General features: G+C 70.0%; 22 protein-coding genes. 11 read left to right on the top strand and 11 right to left on the bottom strand.

Annotated features, from left to right (window positions below):
• Positions 1–8: 8 nt before the first annotated feature.
• The 4 genes from ACZ6ZD_RS36360 to ACZ6ZD_RS36345 are packed head-to-tail and all read right to left on the bottom strand — an operon-like array spanning position 9 to position 3,448.
• Positions 9–686, bottom strand: coding sequence for a (2Fe-2S)-binding protein (locus ACZ6ZD_RS36360; protein ID WP_465679156.1), 678 nt, complete (start codon positions 684–686; stop codon positions 9–11).
• The gene (locus ACZ6ZD_RS36355) at positions 686–1,462 is read right to left on the bottom strand and encodes an ABC transporter ATP-binding protein (RefSeq protein ID WP_465679041.1); all 777 of its coding nucleotides are present in this window, start codon (positions 1,460–1,462) and stop codon (positions 686–688) included. Before ACZ6ZD_RS36355 ends, ACZ6ZD_RS36360 begins: the two co-directional genes overlap by 1 nt.
• A 1-nt stretch (position 1,463) precedes the next feature.
• Entirely contained in the window at positions 1,464–2,492 is a 1,029-nt protein-coding gene (locus ACZ6ZD_RS36350) for a FecCD family ABC transporter permease (protein WP_465679040.1), read from the bottom strand.
• Positions 2,489–3,448, bottom strand: coding sequence for a FecCD family ABC transporter permease (locus tag ACZ6ZD_RS36345; RefSeq protein WP_465679039.1), 960 nt, complete (start codon positions 3,446–3,448; stop codon positions 2,489–2,491). Before ACZ6ZD_RS36345 ends, ACZ6ZD_RS36350 begins: the two co-directional genes overlap by 4 nt.
• A 97-nt stretch (positions 3,449–3,545) precedes the next feature.
• Between ACZ6ZD_RS36345 and ACZ6ZD_RS36340 the strand changes: the two genes are divergently transcribed.
• Positions 3,546–4,514, top strand: coding sequence for an ABC transporter substrate-binding protein (locus ACZ6ZD_RS36340; protein WP_465679037.1), 969 nt, complete (start codon positions 3,546–3,548; stop codon positions 4,512–4,514).
• A gap of 10 nt (positions 4,515–4,524) precedes the next feature.
• Positions 4,525–5,142, top strand: a complete 618-nt coding sequence (locus ACZ6ZD_RS36335; RefSeq protein WP_465679036.1) for a hypothetical protein — start codon at positions 4,525–4,527, stop codon at positions 5,140–5,142.
• Here ACZ6ZD_RS36335 and ACZ6ZD_RS36330 read toward each other — a convergent pair.
• From ACZ6ZD_RS36330 to folP, 3 genes are read right to left on the bottom strand one after another with little or no spacing between them, the layout of a single operon-like run.
• Positions 5,135–5,818, bottom strand: a complete 684-nt coding sequence (locus ACZ6ZD_RS36330; RefSeq protein ID WP_465679035.1) for a class III extradiol dioxygenase subunit B-like domain-containing protein — start codon at positions 5,816–5,818, stop codon at positions 5,135–5,137. The genes ACZ6ZD_RS36335 and ACZ6ZD_RS36330 overlap by 8 nt on opposite strands.
• On the bottom strand, positions 5,818–6,564 hold the full coding sequence (locus tag ACZ6ZD_RS36325; protein ID WP_465679033.1) for a pyrimidine reductase family protein: 747 nt from the start codon (positions 6,562–6,564) through the stop codon (positions 5,818–5,820). Before ACZ6ZD_RS36325 ends, ACZ6ZD_RS36330 begins: the two co-directional genes overlap by 1 nt.
• On the bottom strand, positions 6,561–7,373 hold the full coding sequence (folP, locus tag ACZ6ZD_RS36320) for a dihydropteroate synthase (RefSeq protein WP_465679155.1): 813 nt from the start codon (positions 7,371–7,373) through the stop codon (positions 6,561–6,563). The genes ACZ6ZD_RS36325 and folP overlap by 4 nt, the downstream gene beginning before the upstream one ends.
• A 159-nt stretch (positions 7,374–7,532) precedes the next feature.
• On the opposite strand from folP, the gene ACZ6ZD_RS36315 reads away from it, so the two are divergent.
• From ACZ6ZD_RS36315 to ACZ6ZD_RS36295, 5 genes are read left to right on the top strand one after another with little or no spacing between them, the layout of a single operon-like run.
• A complete protein-coding gene (locus ACZ6ZD_RS36315) occupies positions 7,533–8,849 on the top strand; it encodes an L-fuconate dehydratase (protein WP_465679032.1) in 1,317 nt (438 codons plus the stop codon).
• The gene (locus ACZ6ZD_RS36310; RefSeq protein WP_465679030.1) at positions 8,846–9,598 is read left to right on the top strand and encodes an SDR family NAD(P)-dependent oxidoreductase; all 753 of its coding nucleotides are present in this window, start codon (positions 8,846–8,848) and stop codon (positions 9,596–9,598) included. The genes ACZ6ZD_RS36315 and ACZ6ZD_RS36310 overlap by 4 nt, the downstream gene beginning before the upstream one ends.
• Entirely contained in the window at positions 9,595–10,554 is a 960-nt protein-coding gene (locus ACZ6ZD_RS36305; RefSeq protein ID WP_465679029.1) for an aldo/keto reductase, read from the top strand. Before ACZ6ZD_RS36310 ends, ACZ6ZD_RS36305 begins: the two co-directional genes overlap by 4 nt.
• A 35-nt stretch (positions 10,555–10,589) precedes the next feature.
• Complete coding sequence (locus ACZ6ZD_RS36300) at positions 10,590–11,042, top strand: ester cyclase (RefSeq protein WP_465679028.1); 453 nt, start codon at positions 10,590–10,592, stop codon at positions 11,040–11,042.
• Complete coding sequence (locus ACZ6ZD_RS36295; RefSeq protein ID WP_465679026.1) at positions 11,042–11,788, top strand: MBL fold metallo-hydrolase; 747 nt, start codon at positions 11,042–11,044, stop codon at positions 11,786–11,788. The genes ACZ6ZD_RS36300 and ACZ6ZD_RS36295 overlap by 1 nt, the downstream gene beginning before the upstream one ends.
• Here the strand turns inward: ACZ6ZD_RS36295 and ACZ6ZD_RS36290 are convergent.
• Complete coding sequence (locus tag ACZ6ZD_RS36290; RefSeq protein WP_465679025.1) at positions 11,772–13,754, bottom strand: copper-translocating P-type ATPase; 1,983 nt, start codon at positions 13,752–13,754, stop codon at positions 11,772–11,774. The two genes, ACZ6ZD_RS36295 and ACZ6ZD_RS36290, sit on opposite strands and share 17 nt — an antisense overlap.
• 128 nt (positions 13,755–13,882) lie before the next feature.
• Between ACZ6ZD_RS36290 and ACZ6ZD_RS36285 the strand changes: the two genes are divergently transcribed.
• Complete coding sequence (locus ACZ6ZD_RS36285; RefSeq protein WP_465679024.1) at positions 13,883–14,854, top strand: hypothetical protein; 972 nt, start codon at positions 13,883–13,885, stop codon at positions 14,852–14,854.
• Positions 14,855–14,893: 39 nt separating this feature from the next.
• On the opposite strand, the gene ACZ6ZD_RS36280 is transcribed toward ACZ6ZD_RS36285, so the two are convergent.
• Together ACZ6ZD_RS36280 and ACZ6ZD_RS36275 are read right to left on the bottom strand one after the other, a co-directional pair.
• The gene (locus ACZ6ZD_RS36280) at positions 14,894–16,474 is read right to left on the bottom strand and encodes an ABC-F family ATP-binding cassette domain-containing protein (RefSeq protein WP_465679022.1); all 1,581 of its coding nucleotides are present in this window, start codon (positions 16,472–16,474) and stop codon (positions 14,894–14,896) included.
• Between the two features lie 163 nt (positions 16,475–16,637).
• Positions 16,638–17,309, bottom strand: coding sequence for a FadR/GntR family transcriptional regulator (locus ACZ6ZD_RS36275; protein WP_465679021.1), 672 nt, complete (start codon positions 17,307–17,309; stop codon positions 16,638–16,640).
• 471 nt (positions 17,310–17,780) lie between these two features.
• Between ACZ6ZD_RS36275 and ACZ6ZD_RS36270 the strand changes: the two genes are divergently transcribed.
• The 3 genes from ACZ6ZD_RS36270 to ACZ6ZD_RS36260 are packed head-to-tail and all read left to right on the top strand — an operon-like array spanning position 17,781 to position 22,494.
• Positions 17,781–21,563, top strand: a complete 3,783-nt coding sequence (locus tag ACZ6ZD_RS36270; protein ID WP_465679020.1) for a multifunctional oxoglutarate decarboxylase/oxoglutarate dehydrogenase thiamine pyrophosphate-binding subunit/dihydrolipoyllysine-residue succinyltransferase subunit — start codon at positions 17,781–17,783, stop codon at positions 21,561–21,563.
• A 1-nt stretch (position 21,564) separates the two neighbouring features.
• Positions 21,565–21,741, top strand: coding sequence for a DUF6104 family protein (locus ACZ6ZD_RS36265; RefSeq protein ID WP_171676625.1), 177 nt, complete (start codon positions 21,565–21,567; stop codon positions 21,739–21,741).
• 33 nt (positions 21,742–21,774) lie between these two features.
• Entirely contained in the window at positions 21,775–22,494 is a 720-nt protein-coding gene (locus ACZ6ZD_RS36260; RefSeq protein ID WP_465679018.1) for an AAA family ATPase, read from the top strand.
• On the opposite strand, the gene ACZ6ZD_RS36255 is transcribed toward ACZ6ZD_RS36260, so the two are convergent.
• Positions 22,491–22,844: an ArsR/SmtB family transcription factor gene (locus ACZ6ZD_RS36255; protein WP_171676621.1), complete on the bottom strand. Its 354-nt coding sequence runs from the start codon at positions 22,842–22,844 to the stop codon at positions 22,491–22,493. The genes ACZ6ZD_RS36260 and ACZ6ZD_RS36255 overlap by 4 nt on opposite strands.
• Between the last annotated feature and the right edge of the window lie 55 nt (positions 22,845–22,899).

The raw sequence follows: 22,899 nt of genomic DNA, 5'->3' as shown, positions 1-22,899 counted from the left end.
GCCGCAGGCTACTGCAGCCGGGTCGGCAGCTCGCGGAATCTGGGGCAAGTGGTGCAGGCGTTCACCCGTGGCAGCACGTAGAAGTAGCAGCAAGAGGTGCGGAGTTTCTGCTCCAGTGACACGCCGAATGCGGCGGCAGCGCGATCGGCGTGCGGCGCGACCTCCAGAGACCGGATCGCGGACCTGACCTCGTCGTCGACGGCTCCGAACCGTTGTAGCGAGCTGAGCTTCACACCGGGGCGAAACGAGTCCAGAAACGCCGCAGTGTGGGCTCTGAGCTGAGTGGCCGCAGTTTCGACCGGAACGACCTGATCGGCGAGCAGCGCGACCTCAACCGGGTAGTGCGCCTTCGGATGCACCCGGAACGCCAGCGCGGCGGGCGAGACGTCCGGAGCGACGCCGAGCGCGGCTCCACTCACCGCAGCCATCAGAGCCGGCACCTGGACGTACCACATCAGCGTGAACATGGCCGCGACCTGCACCGGCGGATCGATCGCGTACTCCAGCGCATAGTCGTTCGCCACTCGGCGACGCCAGTCCGCGGTCGGGTCACCGCCCGCCTGCTGCTCCGCGACGACCGCCGCGCACGACACCCACTCCGACCCCGGCACGGCGTCCGCCGTCCGCACGGACAGCCAGCTGACCGAATCGGCCAGGGTGTCCACCAGGGTCTCGAAGGAGGGCATCACCCAGCCAGCCTACGATCCGGTACGACGACCGGCGCACCACCGACCTCCACCACGGTTGCCTGCAGCCCGAACACGGCGTCCAGCAGCTGCTCGGTCAGGACGTCGACCGGCCGCCCCTGCGCCGCGATCCGCCCCTCCCCCATCACCACCAGGTGCTCGGCGTACTGCGCGGCCAGCGTCAGGTCATGCAGGACGACGACGACCGTGCGCGCCGCAGTGTGCGCGGCCGCGTGGACGACGTTCATCACGTCGACCGCGTGCGCCAGGTCGAGGTACGTCGTCGGCTCGTCGAGCAGCAGGTGCGGAGTGCCCTGGGCGAGCACCATCGCGATCCAGACCCGCTGCCGCTGCCCACCGGACAGCTGCTCGACCGGGCGGTCCCGCAGCTCGGTGAGCTCGACCGCTGCGAGCGCCTGGTCGATCGCAGCGTCGTCCTCGGCCGTCAGCCGACCGAACAGACCCCGGTGCGGATGCCGACCACGCGACACCAGCTCCGCAGCAGTAATACCCTCCGGCGTCACCGGACCCTGCGGCAGGACGCCGAGCTTGCGCGCCAACTCCCGCGCGGGCAGTTTGTGGATGTCCTGCCCGTCCAGCACCACCTGACCGCTCTGCGGCGTGAGCAACCGGCTCATACCGCGCAACAGCGTCGACTTGCCGGAGCCGTTCGGCCCGACGATCGCAGTCAACCGACCGGACGGGACCTCCAGGGTCAGCCCGGCCACCACAGGTGCGTCCGTGCCGTAAGCCAGGGTGAGGTTCTCGACGTGCACTTCAGCGTCCTCTCTGCTGACGGCCGATCAAATGCAGCAAGTACGGCGCTCCGGCCGCAGCGGTGATCACGCCGACCGGCAACTCGTACGGTCCCACGTGAAGCCAGCCCAGCCCGTTTCGCGCGACCAGATCGGCCAGTACGACGAAGACCGCGCCGAGCAGCGCCGTCGTGACCAGTGGCGGCCGCTCCATCCTGGTGAGCCGCAGCGCGACCTGCGGCGCAACCAGAGCCACAAACGCGATCGGCCCGGCGCCTGCGGTCGCCATGGCGGCCAGCAGCGTCGCCACGATCAGCAACAGCAGCCGGATCCTCGCTACCCGGACGCCAAGGGACGACGCCACGTCGTCACCGAGCACCATCGCGGACAGATCCCGGTTGAACAAGATTGCCACCGGCAACAACACCACTACGGCGATCAGCACCGGGACGGCGTCGCTCCAGGCCCGGGCGTTGAGTGAACCGGCCAGCCAGGCCGCAGCCCGACCAGCGTCGTTCACATCACCGATGACCAGCATCCAGGCGACCAGCGAGTTCGCCGCGGCCGCGATGCCGACACCGATCAGCACGACCTTGCCGCCGTCCACCTGGCCACGCTGGATGGACAGCACGCCCACGATCACCGTCGCGAGCAGACCGCCCAGGATGGCAGCCAGCGGGATGCCAACCTTGCCGGCGAAGCCGGAAATGTTGCCGCCGCCGGTGCCGGCCAACACGATGACGGCTACTGCGCCAGCAGATGCGCCCGAGTTCACTCCGACGACATCCGGGCTGGCCAACGCGTTCCGGGAGAGCGTCTGCAGCAGGGCGCCAGAGACCGCGAAAGCGATGCCAACCAGCAGACCGGTCGCCACGCGCGGCAGCCGCAACTCCAGCACGATCAGCCGCTGCCCACGCCGCCCACCGCCGAGTAGCACCTCGACCACGTCACCAACCGGCACCTTCGACGTACCGATACTCAACGACAGCAGGGCGATGCCGATCGCCAGCGCGGCAAAGACCAGGCTCAGTACGACGGTGCGCGACTTCACAGCACCACCGCCCGACGACGTACCACCAGGACGAATAGCGGCGCACCGACGATGCCGAGGATCACACCGGCCTGTACTTCGCCCGCGCCACCGACCAATCGGCCAATCAGATCCGCGAGCAGCAGCGCGATCGCACCGATCACCCCTGCGGCCGGAATGAGCCAGGTGTTGCGCGCACCGAAGACCTGCCGGGCCAGATGCCCACCGAGTAGACCGAGAAAGCCGATCGGACCGCAGGCAGCCACTCCGGCCGCGGTCAGCAGACCGATCGCGCCCAGCCCGACCAACCGAGCCCTACGGATCGAAAGCCCCAGACCGGCCGCTACGTCGTCCCCGAGTGAGAGCAGGTCGAGGTCGCGCGCGTTGAACGCGGCAAGGGCCAGACCGACCAGCGCGAACGGCAGCACCTGGACTGCGACGTCCAGACCTCGCCCGGAGACCGAACCGACCGCCCAGAAGCGGTAGCCATCCAGAGTGTTGTTGTCGAGCAGGACGATCGCAGAAGTGAACGCACCGAGCATCGCGGCCACCGCCGCGCCAGTCAGTGCCAGACCGACCGGACTGGCGCCGCTCCCCCGCGAGGCCAGCCGCTGGACGCCGTACGTCGCTAGCAGCGCACCGACGAGCGCTACCCAGACCGTGGACGACACCGACTCGACCAGGCCGACCTGCAGCCCGAGGACCACCGCGAAGGCCGCACCGGAGCTCACCCCGAAGATGCCCGGCTCGGCCAGCGCGTTACGGGTGTGGCCCTGCATCAAAGCCCCAGCGACGCCGAGACAGAGCCCGATCAGGACGGCGACCACGCTGCGCGGCAACCGGAGGCTGCGGATGATCACATCGGCGTCCGAGCCGTTGTGAGCCGTGATCGCGTGCCAGAGCGCACCCGGCCCGAGCCAGCGGGAGCCGAAGGCGAGGCTCGCGACGAAAGCGAGTGCGAGCAGAATCACCAGCACCACAAGGGATGTGGCCCGCCGCGCCGAGGGGTGCATGAGTTAGGGTTGCCTTACTTGTCAGTGGTCAGGTGTCACCTTAACCCCTCTGGAGAGACCCGTGCGTCTGCGTCGCATCACCGCCCTGCTCGCCGTCACGGCGCTGGCCCTGACCGGGTGCGGCTCGACGGCGGATCCGAAGTCCCCCGAGGCGCCGGCCGCCGCCGGTTTCCCGCGCACGATCGAGCACGCGATGGGCAAGACCGAGCTGAAGACCAAACCACAGCGGGTCGTCGCGCTGGACGCGAGTTTCGTGGACGCGACGCTGATCCTGGACACCCCGGTCGTCGGCTACACCGACTACCGCAGCATCAAGGACAAGCTGCCGGACTACCTCGGCGACGACCGGAACACCCTCGGCAAGGACGCGCAGGCGGTCGGCACGCTGGCCGAGCCGAACCTGGAGAAGATCGCCGAGCTCGACCCGGATCTGATCATCACCGCGAAGGTCCGGCACGAGAAGCTCTACGACCAGCTGTCCGCGATCGCGCCGACGATCATGTCGGAGACCACCGGCCCGACCTGGAAGGACAACATCCGGCTCGAGGCCAAGGCGCTCGGCGCCGAGGAGCTGGCCGAGCGGGAGCTGACGGCGTACGAGACGGCGGCCAAGACCGTCGGCGCCGCGATCAACGCGAAGGCGAAGAACCCGACGATCTCGGTGGTCCGGTTCGTCGACGGCCCGACCCGGCTCTACCAGAAGTCGAGCTTCTCCGGCATCGTGCTGGCCGACGCCGGCCTGGCCCGGCCCAAGTCGCAGGACGTCGCCGGGTTCGCGCTGGAGATCGGGCCGGAGCGGATCAAGGACGCCGACGCGGACGCGATCTTCGTCACCGAGTTCGCCGACGACAAGGGGCTGAGCGCGAAGACCGCCGGGCAGTTCAAAGCGAACCCGCTGTGGAAGCCGCTGGCGCCCAAGGTCCGCGAGGTGCCGGACCTGACCTGGATGACCGCCGTCGGACTGCAGGGCGCCTGGACCATCCTCACCGACCTGGCCAAGTCCTTCGGAGTCGAGGCTCCGGCGAAGTAGTGTCAACGGCGTGACTGCACTGGAGCGTTGGCACGTCGGCCCGTGGACAACCCGCGGAACCGCTGTCGGTGAACCGTTCGCTCCGGGGCAGAAACGCACACCGGACGAGCTGAACTTCGACGTCGTCGGGCTGTCGCGCATCCTCGGCCGCCGACAGACGCTGCCGGAAGAGATGCTGATGCGCCGCGCGCAGGCCGCTCTGCGCCCGACCGACCCGCGCCCCTGCGGAGTCGCCGCGTTGGCCGATCCGGTGCTCGCACAGGAGCTGGCCGAGACCGCGGACCGAGCGTTCGCGTGGATCGCAGAGCGCGCGCCGAGCGGCTACGAGTTCGTCCGTACAGATGCGGTTGAATTGCGCCCGCTGCTCGATCTCAACGCACCAGTGGTCGCCGTCGAGGCAGTGCTGCACCACGCCGGCCAGCAGGCTCCGCTAGCGGTATCGCACGTACGCCGGGCACCATCGGGTGACTGGTACGCCGGCGACGCTGTGTGCAACTGGTCGGGGCCACACGAGACAGCCGCGGCGGCAATCGCTGCCGTCGAGGCGGCTCGCGCAGAGCTGGTCAAACGGCTCGGCCCGGCGCTGGCGGCGACAGCACCGCGTTGGGCACCGGTGCCTGTCAGCTGAAGCGGGCCACGAAGTAGCCAACGCCGTACGGCGCCGCGTCGTACAACAGCTCGCCGGTCAGCGGCGGACGCGCCCCCGCAAGCACCTGCCAGGGCGCCCGTCCGGCAGCATGCAGCTCCGCGCCGAGAGCTGGGTCGAGCGCTGCCAACAGGCCCCAGTCGGCCGTTGCGAGTGCACGCGCCACCGCGCTGTCGAACACCTCGGCGCGTGGATGCAGGTGCACCGGTGCATGGTCGCTGCGCCGTGCTGAACCGTCACCCATCACCAACAGAGCGATCCGCCGGTCGTCGTTCGCCAGCTCGTCCCCGAGGGCAGCGCAGGACGCGGGGGTCGCGTCCCCGGCGACCTCCAGGTAACTCCGCGGCAGGTCGGACGCGGCGGTTCGTTCGAGGAGCCAGGCAGCGACTGTGTGGGCAAGTGGCAGCACCGGAGCCCCGGAGCCGACGCGGACCTGCGGTGCGCCGTACGGTGCGAAGCTGCCACCGGCATCTGCTTCGTGACGGCGGCCGGTGACAGCCCCGGAGCCAACCACGACCAGCTCGTCCGCGACCGCGAGGCACGCAAGTGCTTGGCTGCAGGCGGCACGGAGGGAAGCCAACTCCGGGGCGGCGCCGAAGGCCAGCTCCGGAATGATGAGGGGTGGGTGCGGGCAGACGGCGGCGGCGACCACGGCCACTAGCTGTCTCCCCGACTGTGCCGAAGGAACAGGAAGCCGTCATCAGTGCTGAGAACATGTCGCAGCGCGAGCTGCCGGGCTTCGGTCGCAGCCAGGCCGTCGGTGATCCGGCGGGCACCTGGGCCGGCGAGCACCGGGGAGACGGTGAGGCAGAGCTCGTCGACCAGGTCAGCAGCGGTCAGCGCACCGAGCAGGTGCGGGCCGCCCTCGCAGAGGATCTGGGGCAGCCCACGCGCAGCCAACTCGCCGATGGCCTGCTCCAGGTCGACAGCGCCCTCACCACAGACCAGGACGTCGGCCACTTCAGCTAGCGCGGCCCGCTGCTCCGCCGGCGCTGAGGCGCAGGTGATGACGACAGCTCGCACCGGTGCCTCGGTGAAGACCGCACTGCTCGCAGCCAGCTCCAGCCGGGCCGAAACCACAGCGAGCACCGGATTCGCGGACAGGCCCTGGGCGGTCCGCCAAGAGCGTCGGGCTGCGCCGAGCTTCAGACCACCGTATCCCTCGGCGCGGATGGTCCCAGCGCCGACCAGTACGACGTCGGCCAGCGACCGGAGGCGGCCGAGCATGTTCTGGTCGTCCTTGCTCGACAAACCACCCGACAAACCGTCCAGCGTGACCGCACCGTCCAGACTGGTCACGAAGTTCGCCCGGACGTGGCGAACCGCTCGGTCGGGCACCGTGTAGGCCTCGATCAGCTCCTGCTCGGTCAGCTCGCGACCGTCACTCGTACGGCGATGGATCACGCCAGGCTCCTTCGGGTGTACGCGGGTGTCGCGGTCTTCCGCAGGACGGCGACCAGGTCGAGCGCTTGCCGCGCTCCGGCCACGTCGTGGACCCGGAAGACCCGAGCACCGAGCCAGGCAGCGACGGTCACCGCCGCGAGCGTGGCCGGGCCGCGCTGCGCGGACGGCAGGTCCAGCGTTTCACCGATGAAGTCCTTGTTCGACATCGCCACCAGCACCGGCCACCCAGTCGCCGCGAGTTCGTCGATGCGGCGGGTGACATCCAGCGAGTGCAGCGTGTTCTTGCCGAAGTCGTGCGTCGGATCGATGACGATGCCGTCCGGATGGACACCGGCCGCGACCGCACGCTCGGCCAGGGCAGTCGTCGTACGGATCACGTCCGCGACCACGTCGTCGTACGCCATCCGGTGCGGGTCGGTACGCGGCTTCAGCCCGCCCACATGACTGCAGACCAGACCGGCGCCGGACTCCGCGGCCGCCCCCGCCAGCTCAGGGTCATGGCCGGACCACGTGTCGTTGATCAGATTCGCACCGGCTGCACCGACCCGGCGCGCCACCCCGCTGCGATAGGTGTCCACGCTGATCAGCAGGTCAGGGTGCCGCTCACGAACGGCGGCCACGAACTCCACCGTCCGGCGCAGCTCTTCGGTCTCGTCGACCGGCTCGCCGTACCCGGCTTTGACACCGCCGATGTCGACCAGATCGGCGCCGGCCGCCACCGCCTGGTCGATCGCGGCCAGCGCGGCCGCGTCGGCGTACGTCGCGCCGCCGTCGAAGAAGGAATCCGGCGTCCGGTTCACGATCGCCATCACCGCGAACTCGCCGGCCCCGAACGACCGTTGCCCCAACCGGAGATCCGTCACACCGCGACCCTACGGGACGGCGGCCGGGAACCCCCTGCCCAAGCTGCCACATATCCTATAGGATTCGTCTCGACAGACCGCCCACCGCACCAGATCGGGTCCTCCATGGCACGTTTCACCGAGTTAGAGACGTACGACGTCCGCTTCCCCACCTCGCTGGACCTCGACGGCTCCGACGCGATGAACACCGACCCGGACTACTCCGCGGCGTACCTGATCCTGCGGACCGACGCCGGCGACGGGCTGGAGGGGCACGGGTTCGCGTTCACGATCGGGCGCGGTAACGACGTCCAGACCGCGGCCATCGAGGCGCTCCGGGACCATGTCGTCGGGCTCGACCTGGAGGCGACGCTCGCCGACCTCGGCGGTTTCTGGAAGTCGCTCGTGCACGACTCGCAGCTGCGCTGGCTCGGCCCCGAGAAGGGCGTCATGCACATGGCGATCGGCGCGGTCGTGAACGCCGTCTGGGATCTGGCCGCCAAGCGCGCCGGCGTCCCGGTCTGGAAACTGCTCGCGGACATGACGCCGGAGCAGATCGTCGACCTGATCGACTTCCGCTACCTGACCGACGCGCTGACGCCCGACGAGGCGCTCGCCATCCTGCGCAAGGCCGAGCCCGGCCGCGCCGAGCGGGAGGCGCTGCTGCGCGAGCGCGGCTACCCGGCGTACACGACCACGCCCGGCTGGCTCGGGTACGACGACGCCAAGCTGGTCCGGCTCTGCCACGAGGCGGTCGCCGAGGGGTTCACCCAGATCAAGCTCAAGGTCGGCGCCGACCTGGACGACGACATCCGCCGGATGCGGCTGGCCCGCGAGGCCGTCGGCCCGGACATCCGGATCGCGATCGACGCCAACCAGCGCTGGGACGTCCCGGACGCGATCCGCTGGATCGAGGCGCTCGCGCCGTACGACGTCTGGTGGGTCGAGGAGCCGACCAGCCCGGACGACGTCCTCGGGCACGCGACGATCGCGAAGGCGATCGCGCCGACCCGGGTCGCGACCGGTGAGCACGTCCAGAACCGGGTCGTCTTCAAGCAGCTGCTGCAGGCCGGCGCGCTGGCCGTGCTGCAGCTCGACAGCGCCCGCGTCGCCGGCGTGAACGAGAACGTCGCGATCCTGTTGCTGGCGGCGAAGTTCGGCGTCCCGGTCTGCCCGCACGCGGGCGGGGTCGGGCTCTGCGAGCTGGTCCAGCACTTGTCGATGTTCGACTACCTGGCAGTCAGCGGCTCGGTCGAGGACCGCGTGATCGAGTACGTCGACCACCTGCACGAGCACTTCCTGGACCCGGTCGTGATCCGGGACGGGCACTACGTGGCCCCGGTGAAACCCGGTTTCGGCGCCGAGATGGATGTCGAGACGCTGACCGACTTCCGCTTCCCGGGTGGCAAGATCTGGAACGACCTCACCAAGGAGAACCAGTGACGGACTTCAGTGGCCTCAAGGCCGTCGTGACCGGCGGCGCGTCGGGCCTCGGGCTCGCCGCCGCGCAGCTGCTCGCCGCCCGCGGCGCGCAGGTGGTCGTGTTCGACCTCAAGCCGGACGTCGCCGAGCCGCTGACCGGGATCGCCGCCGATGTCACCGACGACAGCTCGGTCCGCTCCGCGGTCGCCGCGGCCGCGCTGCAGCTCGGCGGGATCGACATCGTGGTGAACAACGCCGGCATCGGCGCCCAGGGCAACATCACCGCGAACGGCGACGACGAGTGGCACCGCGTCCTGGACGTGAACGTGGTCGGCATCGCCCGCGTCACCCGGGCCGCGCTGCCCTACCTGCGCAAGTCGGCCGCGGCCGCGATCGTCAACACCTGCTCGATCGCCGCGACCGCCGGCCTGCCGAACCGCGCGCTGTACTCGGCCAGCAAGGGCGCCGTCCTCGCGCTGACGATGGCGATGGCCGCCGACCACGTCCGCGAAGGCATCCGGGTGAACTGCGTGAACCCCGGCACCGCCGACACCCCCTGGGTCGGCCGGCTGCTCGACGCCGCCGACGACCCGGACGCCGAGCGCGCGGCCCTGGAGGCCCGGCAGCCGATGGGCCGCCTGGTCTCGGCCGACGAGGTAGCGCAGGCGATCGCCTACCTGGCCAGCCCGCTGTCCGGTTCCACCACCGGTACGGCGATCGCCGTCGACGGCGGCATGCAGAACCTGCGCCTCCCGGCGGCCCGGTCGTGAACATCTTCGGCGACCTGAAGGTCGGCCTCGGTGGCGCGCCGCTGGCCGGCCTGCGGACCGAGGTCAGCGAGGCGGACGCCGTCGCGACCGTGAACGCCGCCTGGGACGCGGGCTGGCGGTTCTTCGACACCGCCCCGCACTACGGGCTCGGGCTCGCCGAGGAGCGGCTCGGTCTGGGCCTGGCGGACAAACCGCGTTCGGAGTACGTGCTGTCCTCGAAGGTCGGCCGGGTGATCTACGAGGCCGACACCGAAGCGCCCGACGGCCAGGGGTTCGCCGTCGTCACCAAGCGCCGCCGCCGCTGGGACTTCAGCCGGGACGGCGTCCTGCGCAGTATCGAGGACTCGTTGCAGCGGATCGGCACCGACCGGCTCGACATCGTCTTCGTCCACGACCCGGACGACCACTACGACGAGGCCGTCGCGACCGCGTTCCCGACCCTGATCGAGCTGCGCGAGCAGGGCGTGATCGGGGCGATCGGCTCCGGGATGAACCAGTCGGCGATGCTGACCCGGTTCGTCGAACAGGTCGACGTCGACGTGATCATGCTGGCCGGCCGCTACTCGCTGATCGACCCGGACGGGTTGGACGACGTCCTCCCGGCCTGCCTGGCGAACGACGTCCAAGTGGTTGCCGTCGGCGTCTTCAACTCCGGCCTGCTGTCCGAGCCGCGGCCGGCGGCGGACGCGACGTACAACTACGCCCAGGCGGACGCCGCGCTGATTGCCAAGGCCAACCAGCTCGCGGATGTCTGCGAGGCGCACGGCGTACCGCTGCCCGCGGCCGCGCTCGCGTTTCCGCAGTTCCACCCGGCAGTCGCGGGGATCGCGGTCGGCTGCCGGAACGCGCACGAGGTCCAGGTGAACCACGAGCTGTACACGGCGGCGATTCCGGCCGCGCTGTGGTCCGACCTGAAGTCAGCTGGCCTGCTTCGGACAGACGCGCCGACCGGCTGAACGGCGTCCGCCCGGCAGTCGATAGGTTGCCGGGCATGGGACTGAGTGTTGACGCTGACCTGGCCGCCCGGCGGATCGCGGTGATCCAGGAGCACATGGACACCGAGGTGACGCAGGAGTTCGAGCTGACGCTCGCGACCTTCGACGGGCACCCGCTGTACGAGATCGTGCCGACCGGGCAGACCTTCGACGGCGCCGAGCAGGTGATGGCGTACTACACGCTGACCCGGACGGCGTTCCCGGACCAGCGGCACGAGAACGCGCGCTTCCACGCGGCCGCGGACTCGGTGATCGTCGAGTTCGACCTGCTCGGGACGAACCTGGGCGAGTTCTACGGCCTGCCGCCGACAGGTCAGGCGTTCCGGGTGCCGGTGATCGCGGTGTTCTTCTTCACCGGCGACCGGATCACGCTCGAGCGGGTGTACTTCGACACCGCGTCGCTGCTGCTGCAGATCGGCCGGCCCGAGCTGCTCACCGCGCCGCGCTGATGCGCGTCCACCACCTGAACTGCGGCTCGCTCCGCCTGCTCGGCGCGCCGCTCGTCTGTCACGTGCTGCTGATCGAGTCGGACGCCGGACTCGTGCTGGTCGACACCGGATTCGGGCTCGCCGACATCGCGGACCCGGCGCGGCTCGGGCCGTTCCGCCGGGTGATCCGGCCGGCGCTCGATCCGGCCGAGACCGCCGTCCGGCAGGTGCAGGCGCTCGGGTACGCGCAGGACGACGTCCGGCACGTGGTGCTGACGCATTTCGATCTCGACCACATCGGCGGGTTGGCCGATTTCCCGGCGGCCGCCGTCCACGTCACGGCGGCCGAGGCGCGGGGCGCCGTCCATGCGCCGTCCTGGCAGGAGAAGCGGCGGTATCGGTCAGCTCAGTGGGCGCATGGGCCGCGGCTGGTCGAGCATCCGGCGGACGGCGAGGCCTGGAACGGGTTCACCGCGCGGGAGATCCTGCCCGGAGTCGCGCTGGTTCCGCTACCCGGCCATACCCGCGGACACACGGCCGTTGCCGTGGACAACGGTCGGTTGCTGCATGCCGGGGATGCCTTCTTTCACCACAACACGCTGGCCGGCGAGCGGATCCCGCTGCCGCTGCAGCTGAACGAGCGCGGAGTCGCGTTCGATGCCGCGCTGGTGCGGGACAACCACGCGCGGCTCGCCGAACTCCATCAACAGGGCACGTCGACCGTGTTCTGCGCGCACGACCCTGAGCAGTTCAACGCCCTGGCCTGAGGTCGAGACGGCGCAGCAGCTGCGCGTTGAGCGCGACGACGATCGTCGAGATCGACATCAGCAGCGCGCCGACCGCCGGGGAGACCAGGATGCCGGCGAAGGCGAGCACACCCGCGGCCAGCGGGACGGTGATCACGTTGTAGCCGGTCGCCCAGACCAGGTTCTGCCACATCTTGCGGTAGCTCGCCTTCGACAGGTCGATCACCGACAGCACCGCCCGCGGATCGTCAGCGGCCAGCACGACCCCGGCCGACTCGATCGCGACATCCGTCCCGGCGCCGATCGCGATCCCGACCTCGGCCCGGGCCAGCGCGGGCGCGTCATTCACGCCGTCGCCGACCATCGCCACCTTCAGGCCGCGCGCCTGCAGCTCACTCACCTTGGCGTCCTTGTCACCCGGCAGGACCTCCGCGAACACCTCGTCGATCCCCAGCTCCGCCGCGACGGCGTCCGCGACCTGGTGCGCGTCCCCGGTGACCATCGCCACCCGCACACCCCGCTCGTGTAGCGCATCCACGGCCTGCCGCGACTCCTCCCGCACCGCATCTGCCAACGCCAGCGCCCCAACCACTTCGCCACCCCGCACTACATGCAGGACCGCGGCCCCCTGCGCCTTCCACTGCCCCGTCTCCAACTCCCGCAGCCCCAGCTCCCGCAACAACCCTGGCCCACCGACAGCCACGACCTCACCCCCGACAACAGCTCGCACTCCCCGCCCGGTCAGCGACGTGAACTCGGACGCAACCAACCGCCCTTCACCGCCACTCACCTCGGCGTCCGCCGCACGGACGATGGCCTTGGCCAGCGGGTGTTCGCTGTCGGCCTCGACCGCGGCGGCGAGCTCCAGCAGCTCCTCTTGGGTCAGCCCCTCGGCGGGGGCGACGCCGATGACGGCGGGCTCGCCTTTGGTGAGCGTGCCGGTCTTGTCGAAGAGGACGACGTCGATCGTCCGCATGCGTTCGAGCGCCAGCCGGCTCTTCACGAGGACGCCGGCCCGGGCGGCGCGCTCGGTGGAGATCGCGATCACCAGCGGGATCGCGAGACCGAGCGCGTGCGGGCAGGCGATCACCAGCACGGTGACCGTCCGCGTGACCGCCTGATCGAGATCGCCCAGCAGCGCCCACACCACGAACGTGAGGACGCCGACACCCGCCGCGAAGTAGAACAGGAACGCAGCTGCCCGATCGGCCAGCGCCTGCGCCCGCGAGGACGACGCCTGCGCCTGCGCCACCAGCCGCTGGATCCCCGCCAGCGCGGTCTCCTCCCCGACCGCACTGATCTCGACCCGCAGCGCGTTGTCCGTGGCAACAGTCCCCGCCACCACGGCGTCCCCCACTCCCCGCGCCACCGGTCGCGACTCCCCGGTGATCATCGCCTCATCGACCTCGGCCCGCCCGTCGACGACCGTCCCGTCCGCCGGTACGCGACCGCCCGAGCGCACCAGGACGACGTCCCCCACCCGCAACTCGTGCAGCGAGATCTCGACCGTGCCGTCGGGCGTGACCTTCTCCGCCGAGTCCGGCAACAGAGCCGCCAGCGCATCCAGCGCCCCGGACGCCGCCCCCAGCGCCCGCATCTCCAGCCAATGCCCCAGCAACATGATCACGACCAGCAGCGCCAGCTCCCACCAGAAGTCGAGATCGAACCCCCCGATCCCCAACGTCGTCACCCACGACGCCACGAACGCCACCGTGATCGCCATCGAGATCAGCAACATCATCCCCGGCCGCCGCGACCGCAGCTCCGCCCACCCACCACTCAAGAACGGCTGCCCGCCGTACAGAAAGATCGCCGTCCCCAACACCGGCGCCACCCACTCGGCCCCGGCGAACTCCGGCCGCGTGTACCCGAGCAGCTCCGCGAACATCGCGCTGAACCCCACCACCGGCACCGCCAGCCCCAAACTCACCCAGAACCGGTCCTTGAACCGCGCCGCATGATCCCCATGCCCGTGTTCCATCTCCATACTTCAAACCATACCCCCCTGGGGTATATGATCCAAACTGTTCGGAACAAAAGTGCCGCTGAGCGACACTTTGTTTCCGGCCAGCGGGTTATCCACAGGGCGCCCTGCAGGGGCGGCCGGGAGGGGTCATGCTGGAGCGGGTGGAGTGGTGGTGGGAGCGGCAGCTGGCCGACGCCGGAGTCGATGCGGTGATCCGAAGTCAGTACGGCGTCGTTGCTCGGGCTCAGCTGCTCGCCGCCGGCTGGTCGATCCCGCGGATCCGGCAACCGCTCCGCGGCCGCCGCTGGCAGGTCGTCCACCCCGGCGTCTACACGACCCACACCGGCCCGATCCGGTACGACGAACGCCTGGTCGCAGCCCTCCTCTACGCCGGGCCGACCGCAGCGTGGAGCCACCACACCGCCGCCGAACAACTCGGCCTCCTCAAACCCGACCCCAGCCGCCCGGTCCACGTCGTGATCCCCGACCACCGCCGCGTCCGTCCCCAACCCGGCCTCGTCGTCCACCGCGACGTCCACTGGGCCGATCGGCTCGCGCGCGCCAGCCCGCCTCGGCGTACGGCGGCGCACGCGGTCCTCGATATCGTCGGCGGCAGTCGTTCGCTGGATCAGGCCGCGGCGGTCATCGCCGAAGCCTGCCAAAGCGGCCGAGTCCGGCCCGGCGACCTTCTCGACGGTTTGACCACTCGCCGACGGCTTCGCCACGGCCACGCCCTGCGGGCGATCATTGCGGACGTCGCCGCCGGCTCCCACTCGCTGCTCGAGCTGCGCTACCAACGCGATGTCGAGCGCAATCACCACCTGCCGACCGGGACCAGGCAGCGGGCGGTGGGGCGCGAGTTCACGGACGTGTTCTATGCGGACTACGGCCTGGTGGTCGAGCTCGACGGCCGGTTCCACCTGGTCCCGCAGCAGCGGTGGCGCGATCTCGACCGCGACAACCGCGCCACCCTGCGCGCCGAGACCACCCTCCGGTACGGGTGGCTCGACGTCACCGAGCGCCCCTGCGCGGCCGCCGTCCAGGTCCTCCAAATCCTGCGCCGCACCCACCCCGCCCTCACCCCGCGCCCCTGCGGCCCGTCGTGCCCAGTGGGCCGTTAGGCGGAAACAAAGTGCCTCCTGGGGACTCTTTGTTTCCGGTTAGAGCGGGTCGATGCTTTGCAGGGAGTGCGGAGTTAGCTCTACCCAGCGGGTGATGGTGATGTCGCGGAGGAAGGGGAGGTCGTGGCTGGCGATGAGGAGGGCGCCTTGGTAGGAGGCCAGGGCGTCTTTGAGTTGGGCGACGCTGGAGAGGTCGAGGTTGTTGGTGGGCTCGTCGAGCATGAGGAGTTGGGGTGGGGGTTCGGCGAAGAGGAGGGCGGCGAGGGTGGCGCGGAAGCGTTCGCCGCCGGAGAGGGTGCTGACGAGTTGGTCGGCCGCGCGGCCGCGGAAGAGGAAGCGGGCCAGGCGGGAGCGGCGGTCCTGGTTTTCGGTGCCGGGGGCAAGTAGCGCGAGGTTGTCGGCGACGGAGAGGTCCTCGCGCAGCAGGTCGAGACGTTGGGGCAGGTAGCGGAAAGGGACCTCGGGCAACGATCCGCTGGTGATCGCCTGCAGGAGCGTCGTCTTGCCGGCGCCGTTCAGCCCGGTGAGCGCGATCCGCTCGGGGCCGCGGATGTCGAGATCGACCAGCGCGCCGGTGCGCAACTCGTGCTGCTCCAGGCGGAGCACCACGCGACCGGCCGGGACGGCGGTCTTCGGCAGGTCGACCTTGATCGTCTCGTCGTCGTGCACCTTGGCCTCGGCGTCAGCCAGCGCCTCCTGCGCCGACTCCATGCGATCGGTGTGCATCCCGACATGTTTGGCGGCGGACACCTGAGCGCCACGCTTCATGTTGCCCGCCATGATCTTCGGGATGCCGCCCTTCTCGAAGGCCCGCTGCCCGCGCGCCATCCGCTGGTCGGACTTCATCCGCGCCTCGATCAGATCCTTCTTCTGCTTGCGCAGATCGGACTCCGCCGCGCGCACCATCCGCTCGGCGGCCTCCTGCTCGACGGCGACCGCCTCCTCGTACGCCGTCAGGTTGCCGCCGTACCAGGTGATCTCGCCCTTGCGCAGGTCACCGATCTGGTCGACCCGGTCGAGCAGATCGCGGTCATGGCTGACCACCAGCAACGCACCGCGGAACTGGTCGACGGCGTCGTACAGATGCTTTCGCGCCCGCAGGTCGAGGTTGTTGGTCGGCTCGTCCAGCAGGAGGACGTCGGGACGCCGCATCAGCTCGGCCGCGAGACCGAGCAGGATCGTCTCACCGCCGGACAGCTCGCCGACGCTGCGGTCCAGGCCGATCGAGCCCAGGCCGAGCTTGCCGAGCAGGGCTTCGGCGCGCTCTTCGGCGTCCCACTCGTCGCCGACGGCGGTGAAGTTCTCCTCGGACGCGTCACCGGACTCGATCGCGACGATCGCCCGCCGGATCGCGTCGATCCCGAGCACCTGGTCGACGCGCAGCGACGTGTCGAGGGTCAGATCCTGCGGGAGGTAGCCGAGCTCGCCGTTGACGCGGATCGTGCCGCGCTGCGCCTGTAGGCGACCGGCGATCAGCCGGAGCAGCGTCGACTTCCCCGTGCCGTTGCGGCCGACGAGGCCGGAACGCACCGGGCCCGCGACGAAACTGAGCCCGTCGAAGACGAGATCGCCGTCCGGCCAGGCGAAGAAGAGGTCGGTACAGGTCAGGGAATGACTCATCAGGTGTACTCCAAGAGGTCTTCGAGGAGACCGCACGATCCCGAGAATCGGGCAGCGGTCAGCAACTGCGGAAGAAAGACCTCAGACGAGCAACCCGCACTCCTGACGTAGGCAATGTGACACCACTACTGTACGTCGCGCCCCGGACCCGCACCACTCATTTTCAGGGCGCCTGCCGCAACCAGGTCTCGACGCCGGCGATGTGCGCGGTCATCCAGGCCCGGGCGGCCTCGGCGTCCCCGGCCTCGATCGCGTCCAGGATCGCGGTGTGCTCGGCCAGCGTCCGCGCGACGGCGCCGGCCTGGGTGACGCCGCGCCAGATCCGCGCCCGCTGGGTCGCGCCGGAGATGCCGTCGAGCAGCGAGCAGACGACCTGGTTGCCGGTCGCCTCGGCGATGCCGCGGTGGAACCGCAGGTCGTTGGCGACGAGATCCTCGACGGCGGCGTCCGCGGCCAGATCGGCGCACAGCTGCCGCAGGTCGGCGAGCTGGGCCGGCTGGATCCGCGCGGTCGCGAGCGCGGCGACGCCGGGCTCGAGCAGCCGGCGGACCTCGAAGAACTGCAGCACCGAGTCGTCGCGGTGCAGGTCGACCATGAAGTTCAGCGCGTCGAGCAGGTGACCCGAGTCCAGGCTGGTCACGTACGTGCCGTCGCCGTGCCGGACGTCGAGCACGTTGACCAGCGTCAGCGCCTTCACCGCCTCGCGCAGCGAGTTCCGCGACAGGCCCAGCCGGGCGGCCAGATCCGCCTCCTTGGGCAACCGGTCACCGGGTCCGAGCTCCCCGGAGGTGATCATCCCCTTGATCTTGACGATCGCCTCGTCCGTCAGCGCCATTGCGTCAGTATGCCGAACCCCGTCGGCCCGCCGTCCGGAGGAAGACCAGTTGTGTTCAACTGGACTGATCCGGAGCGTGAGGTTCGCCACATTTCGATGAGCGCGCAACAGTCACCAACGGCACCGAACCGGCTGCATACAGTGGGCATTCACGCTCGCCGGAGTCACTGCAGGTGACCGGGCGCGGGGCCGGAATCCCACGTGGGCAACGAGTCCCGCAGTTGACCACACGTTCACCCCAGGCGTCCAGGGGGGTCGCGGCAACGAGGTGGCTGAAACACCTGTCAGCGCGGTGTTCCAGCGTTCGAACGATCGCAGCGACGGCTGCCGACCACTTGGCACACTGGTCCGGTGATCCCGGGCTGTGGAAGTCACCGCCGTGCTATTAGCCTTGCCTCGGGAACCAACCCATAACTGCAACGGTCATAACCCGCGGTATCTGACCCGAGATCGGAAGAGGCGAACTGCCCAGTGGCCACCGAGCCATCAGACTCAAATCCCCTTGCAGCCTTCGGTGCGAACGAATGGCTGGTCGACGAGCTGTACGAGAAGTACCTGCAGGACCCGAAATCGGTGGATCCGGCGTGGTTGGACTTCTTCAAGACGTACACACCTGATGGCGACGCGAAGCCGGTGACGACCACCCCGGCCGACGCTCCGCGGCCCGACGCCGTGTCGGACAACAAGACCCCCGAGGCGCCCAGCCGCGGCTCCGCGCCGACGGCGCCGGCCAGCAACGCTCCGGCGGCCGCCGCCGCGCAGGCGTCCCCGCCGCAGGCCCAGCCGGCCGCGCAGCCCCCGAAGGCCGCCGCCCAGGCCGCCGCCCCGACCGGAGGTACGGTGAACCAGCCGCCGCAGGCCCAGCCGAAGCCGGCGGCCGCCGCGGCCGGCGACGAGGACGAGCGCAAGATCCTGCGCGGCGCGCCCGCGCGGACCGCACAGAACATGGAGACCAGCCTCCAGGTCCCGACCGCGACCAGCGTCCGCCAGGTGCCGGTCAAGCTGCTGATCGACAACCGCATCGTCATCAACAACCACCTCAAGCGCGCTCGCGGCGGCAAGATCTCCTTCACCCACCTGATCGGGTGGGCGCTGGTCAAGGCCCTCAAGACGCTGCCCGAGATGAACGCGTCGTACGACGAGACCGACGGCAAGCCGACGCACGTCCAGCCGGCCCACATCAACCTGGGCCTGGCCATCGACATGGCCAAGCCGGACGGCACCCGGCAGCTGCTGGTGCCGTCGATCAAGGCGACCGAGAACATGGCGTTCGCCGACTTCTGGATGGCCTACGAGGACGTCGTCCGCCGGGCCCGCGACAACAAGCTCGCGCTGCCGGACTTCCAGGGCACCACGATCAGCCTGACCAACCCGGGCACCATCGGCACCCAGCACTCGGTGCCGCGGCTGATGACCGGGCAGGGCGCGATCATCGGCGTCGGCGCGATGGAGTACCCGCCGGAGTACCAGGGCGCGGCCGAGGAGACGATGGCCAAGCTGGCCGTCTCCAAGGTGATGACGCTGACCTCGACGTACGACCACCGGATCATCCAGGGCGCCCAGTCGGGCGAGTTCCTGCGCCGGATCCACCAGCTGCTGCTCGGGCAGGAGGGTTTCTACGACGAGATCTTCCAGAGCCTGCGGATCCCGTACGAGCCGATCCGCTGGGCCACCGACCTGCCGCACAGCCACGAAGAGGACATCAACAAGCAGGCCCGGATCCTCGAGCTGATCCACGCGTTCCGGGTGCGCGGCCACATCATGGCCGACACCGACCCGCTGGAGTACAAGCAGCGCAGCCACCCCGACCTGGACGTCGCCACCCACGGCCTCACCCTGTGGGACCTGGACCGCGAGTTCGCGACCGGGTCCTTCGGCGGCGACCGGCGGTTCATGAAGCTGCGCGAGATCCTCGGCATCCTGCGCGACTCCTACTGCCGCACCACCGGCGTCGAGTACATGCACATCCAGGACCCCGAGCAGCGCAAGTGGCTGCAGGAGCGGATCGAGCGGCCGCACACCAAGCCGCCGCGCGAGGAGCAGCTCCGGATCCTGGCCAAGCTGAACGAGGCCGAGGCGTTCGAGACCTTCCTGCAGACCAAGTACGTCGGCCAGAAGCGCTTCTCGCTCGAAGGCGGCGAGACCACCATCCCGCTGCTCGACGAGCTCTGCGAGGAGGCGGCCGGCGCCGGTCTGGACGAGGTCGTCATCGGGATGGCGCACCGCGGCCGGCTGAACGTGCTGGCCAATATCGTCGGCAAGTCCTACGGCCAGATCTTCCGCGAGTTCGACGGCAACATCGACCCGCGGACGGTCCAGGGCTCCGGTGACGTCAAGTACCACCTGGGCGCCGAGGGCGAGTTCGTCTCCGAGTTCGGCGACAAGATCAAGGTGTCGGTGGCGGCCAACCCGTCGCACCTGGAGACCGTCGACCCGGTCCTCGAGGGCATCGTCCGGGCCAAGCAGGACATCCTGGACCGCGGCGCCGCCTTCCCGGTGCTGCCGATCCTGGTCCACGGCGACGCGGCGTTCGCCGGTCAGGGCGTCGTGGCCGAGACGCTGAACCTGTCCCAGCTGCGCGGCTACCGCACCGGCGGCACCGTGCACGTGATCGTCAACAACCAGGTCGGCTTCACCACCTCCCCGGCGTCCTCGCGCTCGTCGATGTACTGCACCGACGTCGCGCGGATGGTCCAGGCGCCGATCTTCCACGTGAACGGCGACGACCCCGAGGCCTGCGTCCGGGTCGCCGACCTGGCCTTCGAGTACCGCCAGGCGTTCAACAAGGACGTCGTCATCGACCTGGTCTGCTACCGCCGCCGCGGTCACAACGAGGGTGACGACCCGTCGTTCACCCAGCCGCTGATGTACGACCTGATCGAGCAGAAGCGCTCGGTGCGCAAGCTCTACACCGAGGCCCTGATCGGCCGTGGCGACATCACGGTCGAAGAGGCCGAGCAGGCGATGCGGGACTTCCAGCAGCGCCTGGAGCGGGTCTTCACCGAGGTCCGCGAGGCGAAGAGCCAGCCGGACACCCCGGCGCCGTACGTCACCGTCCCGGACTACCCGGACAAGCCGCAGGGCCCGGACGCGACCGCGACCACGCCCGAGGTGCTGAAGAAGATCGCCGACGCGTACACCACGCTGCCGGACGGCTTCACCGTGCACCCGAAGGTGCTGCCGCAGCTGCAGCGCCGGGCGGCCGCGATCACGCAGGGCCCGATCGACTGGGCGTCCGCGGAGATCACGGCGTTCGGCTCGCTGCTGCTGGCCGGCCGGCCGGTCCGGCTCGCCGGGCAGGACAGCCGCCGCGGCACGTTCGTCCAGCGGTTCGCCGCGATCATCGACCGGGTCACCGGTCAGGACTACGTCCCGCTGCAAGCGCTCAGCGAGGAGCAGGCGAACTTCTACGTCTACGACTCGCTGCTCAGCGAGTACGCCGCGCTCGGCTTCGAGTACGGCTACTCGGTGGCGCGTCCGGACGCGCTGACCCTGTGGGAGGCGCAGTTCGGCGACTTCGTGAACGGCGCCCAGTCGATCATCGACGAGTACATCTCGGCCGGTGAGGCGAAGTGGGGCCAGAAGTCGGGTGTCGTGCTGCTGCTGCCGCACGGTTACGAGGGCCAGGGCCCGGACCACTCCTCGGCCCGGATCGAGCGCTTCCTGTCGCTGTGCGCGGAGAACGCGATGACGGTGGCCCAGCCGTCGACGCCGGCGTCGTACTTCCACCTGCTGCGCCGGCACACGCTCGGCGAGGAGCACAACCCGATGATCGTCTTCACGCCGAAGCAGCTGCTGCGGCGCAAGGAGGCGGTGTCGCAGCCGGAGGAGCTCACCCACGGCACCTTCCGGCCGGTTCTCGGCGACGCCGAGGCCGAGGCCACCGCGGCCACCGTCGAGCGGGTCATCCTGTCCTCGGGCCGGATCTCGTACGACCTGTTCGCGGAGCGCAAGAAGGCCGAGCCGGACAAGATCAGCACCGCGGTCGTCCGCGTCGAGCAGCTCTACCCGCTGCCCGCCGAGGAGATCGCCGCGGAGCTGGCCAAGTACCCGAACGCGACCGAGATCCGCTGGGTCCAGGACGAGCCCGCCAACCAGGGCCCGTGGCCCTTCATGGCCCTCAACCTGACCGAGCACCTCGGCGGGAAGCCCTTCTACCGGGTCTCCCGCCCGCCGATGTCGGCCACCTCGGTCGGCTCGATGGGTGCGCACACGGCCGAGCAGCAGACGCTGCTGAAGCAGGCGTTCAGCTGACGTGTACTTCACCGACCGAGGGATCGAGGAGCTCGAAGGCCGGCGCGGCGAGGAGGATGTCTCGCTGGCCTGGGTGGCCGAACGCCTCCGCGAGTTCGTCGACCTGAACCCCGAGTTCGAAACCCCGATGGAACGCTTCGCCACCTGGCTCGCCCGCCTGGACGACGAGGACGACTGAGTTCTGTCGGAGCCAGTTGTTAGCTTTGCCGACATGCCCTTCGCCGATCACCCCGTCCGCCGGGTTGCCGCGGCGAAGGGCATTTCGCTGTCCGGCGCCTGGCCACACACGATTCCCGCCGTCCGCCAGCTGCTGACCGACGGTCTCGATCTCGACCCCGGCGTCACCTTCCTGGTCGGCGAGAACGGCGCCGGCAAGTCGACCCTCGTCGAGGCGATCGCGATGGCGTTCGGGATGTCAGCCGAGGGCGGCTCCACCGGAGCCCGAGTCAGCACCCGCGAGTCCGAGTCGCCGCTCGCGGGGCAGCTCCAGCTCACCCGCGGCGCGGGCGCACCGCGCTGGGGGTTCTTCCTGCGGGCGGAGACGATGCACGGCTACTACACCTACCTCGAACAGAACCCGGGCGCCTCCCGCGATCCGCGGTTCCACGAGCTCAGCCACGGCGAGGGTTTTCTCGAGGTGCTCCGCAGCCGGTTCAACAGCCCAGGTCTGTACTGCCTCGACGAGCCCGAGTCGGCGCTCTCGTTCTCGAGCAGTCTCGCCCTCGTCGGCGTCCTCGCGGAGCTGGCTACCGGCGGAGCCCAAGTCTTGTGCGCGACGCATTCGCCGGTGATCGCGGCGCTGCCCGGGGCGACGATCCTCGAGGTGGGCGAGTGGGGGATCCGGCGTACGGCGTGGGCGGAGCTACAGCTCGTGCAGAACTGGAAGGCGTACCTGGCGGCGCCGGAGCGGTACCTGCGGCACGTGCTCTAGTCGGTGTGCGGCGGGCGGGTCCGGCGCGGCGGGTCGGGGGCCAGCGAGCCGTCGGGGGCGATGTGCTCGAAGATCTGGTCGACGAGGTTGAGGACGTGCGGGTCGTCGACGGTGTAGATGTGCCGGCGGCCTTCACGGCGGGCGGTGATGATGCCGGCCAGGCGGAGTTTGCCGAGGTGCTGGCTGGCGGTGGCGATGCTGACGCCGACGCGGTCGGCGAGCGTGCCGACGTCGTACTCGCCCTGGGCGGCCAGGGAGACCAGGTGCAGCCGGACCGGGGCGGAGAGCATCGCGAAGGTGCCGGCGGCAGAGTCCAGCTGGGCCTTCGTCGGTTCGGGGAACGTCGTCATCGCGCAGTCATTGTGACCGCTGAACGGCCCGCAAGTCGCCACGCCGGGCCGGGGT

It is taken from the genome of Kribbella sp. NPDC104218 (assembly GCF_055584105.1).
Note: the sequence above shows the minus strand (reverse complement) of the source record. Positions and strands in the feature narration are given on the sequence as shown.

Coding starts and splice junctions, on each gene's coding strand:
- ACZ6ZD_RS36360 (WP_465679156.1), bottom strand. CDS start 686: ATGCCCTCCTTCGAGACCCTGGTGGACACCCTGGCCGATTCGGTCAGC.
- folP (WP_465679155.1), bottom strand. CDS start 7,373: ATGGCGATCGTGAACCGGACGCCGGATTCCTTCTTCGACGGCGGCGCG.
- ACZ6ZD_RS36315 (WP_465679032.1), top strand. CDS start 7,533: ATGGCACGTTTCACCGAGTTAGAGACGTACGACGTCCGCTTCCCCACC.
- ACZ6ZD_RS36300 (WP_465679028.1), top strand. CDS start 10,590: ATGGGACTGAGTGTTGACGCTGACCTGGCCGCCCGGCGGATCGCGGTG.
- ACZ6ZD_RS36295 (WP_465679026.1), top strand. CDS start 11,042: ATGCGCGTCCACCACCTGAACTGCGGCTCGCTCCGCCTGCTCGGCGCG.
- ACZ6ZD_RS36290 (WP_465679025.1), bottom strand. CDS start 13,754: ATGGAGATGGAACACGGGCATGGGGATCATGCGGCGCGGTTCAAGGAC.
- ACZ6ZD_RS36285 (WP_465679024.1), top strand. CDS start 13,883: ATGCTGGAGCGGGTGGAGTGGTGGTGGGAGCGGCAGCTGGCCGACGCC.
- ACZ6ZD_RS36280 (WP_465679022.1), bottom strand. CDS start 16,474: ATGAGTCATTCCCTGACCTGTACCGACCTCTTCTTCGCCTGGCCGGAC.
- ACZ6ZD_RS36275 (WP_465679021.1), bottom strand. CDS start 17,309: ATGGCGCTGACGGACGAGGCGATCGTCAAGATCAAGGGGATGATCACC.
- ACZ6ZD_RS36260 (WP_465679018.1), top strand. CDS start 21,775: ATGCCCTTCGCCGATCACCCCGTCCGCCGGGTTGCCGCGGCGAAGGGC.
- ACZ6ZD_RS36255 (WP_171676621.1), bottom strand. CDS start 22,844: ATGACGACGTTCCCCGAACCGACGAAGGCCCAGCTGGACTCTGCCGCC.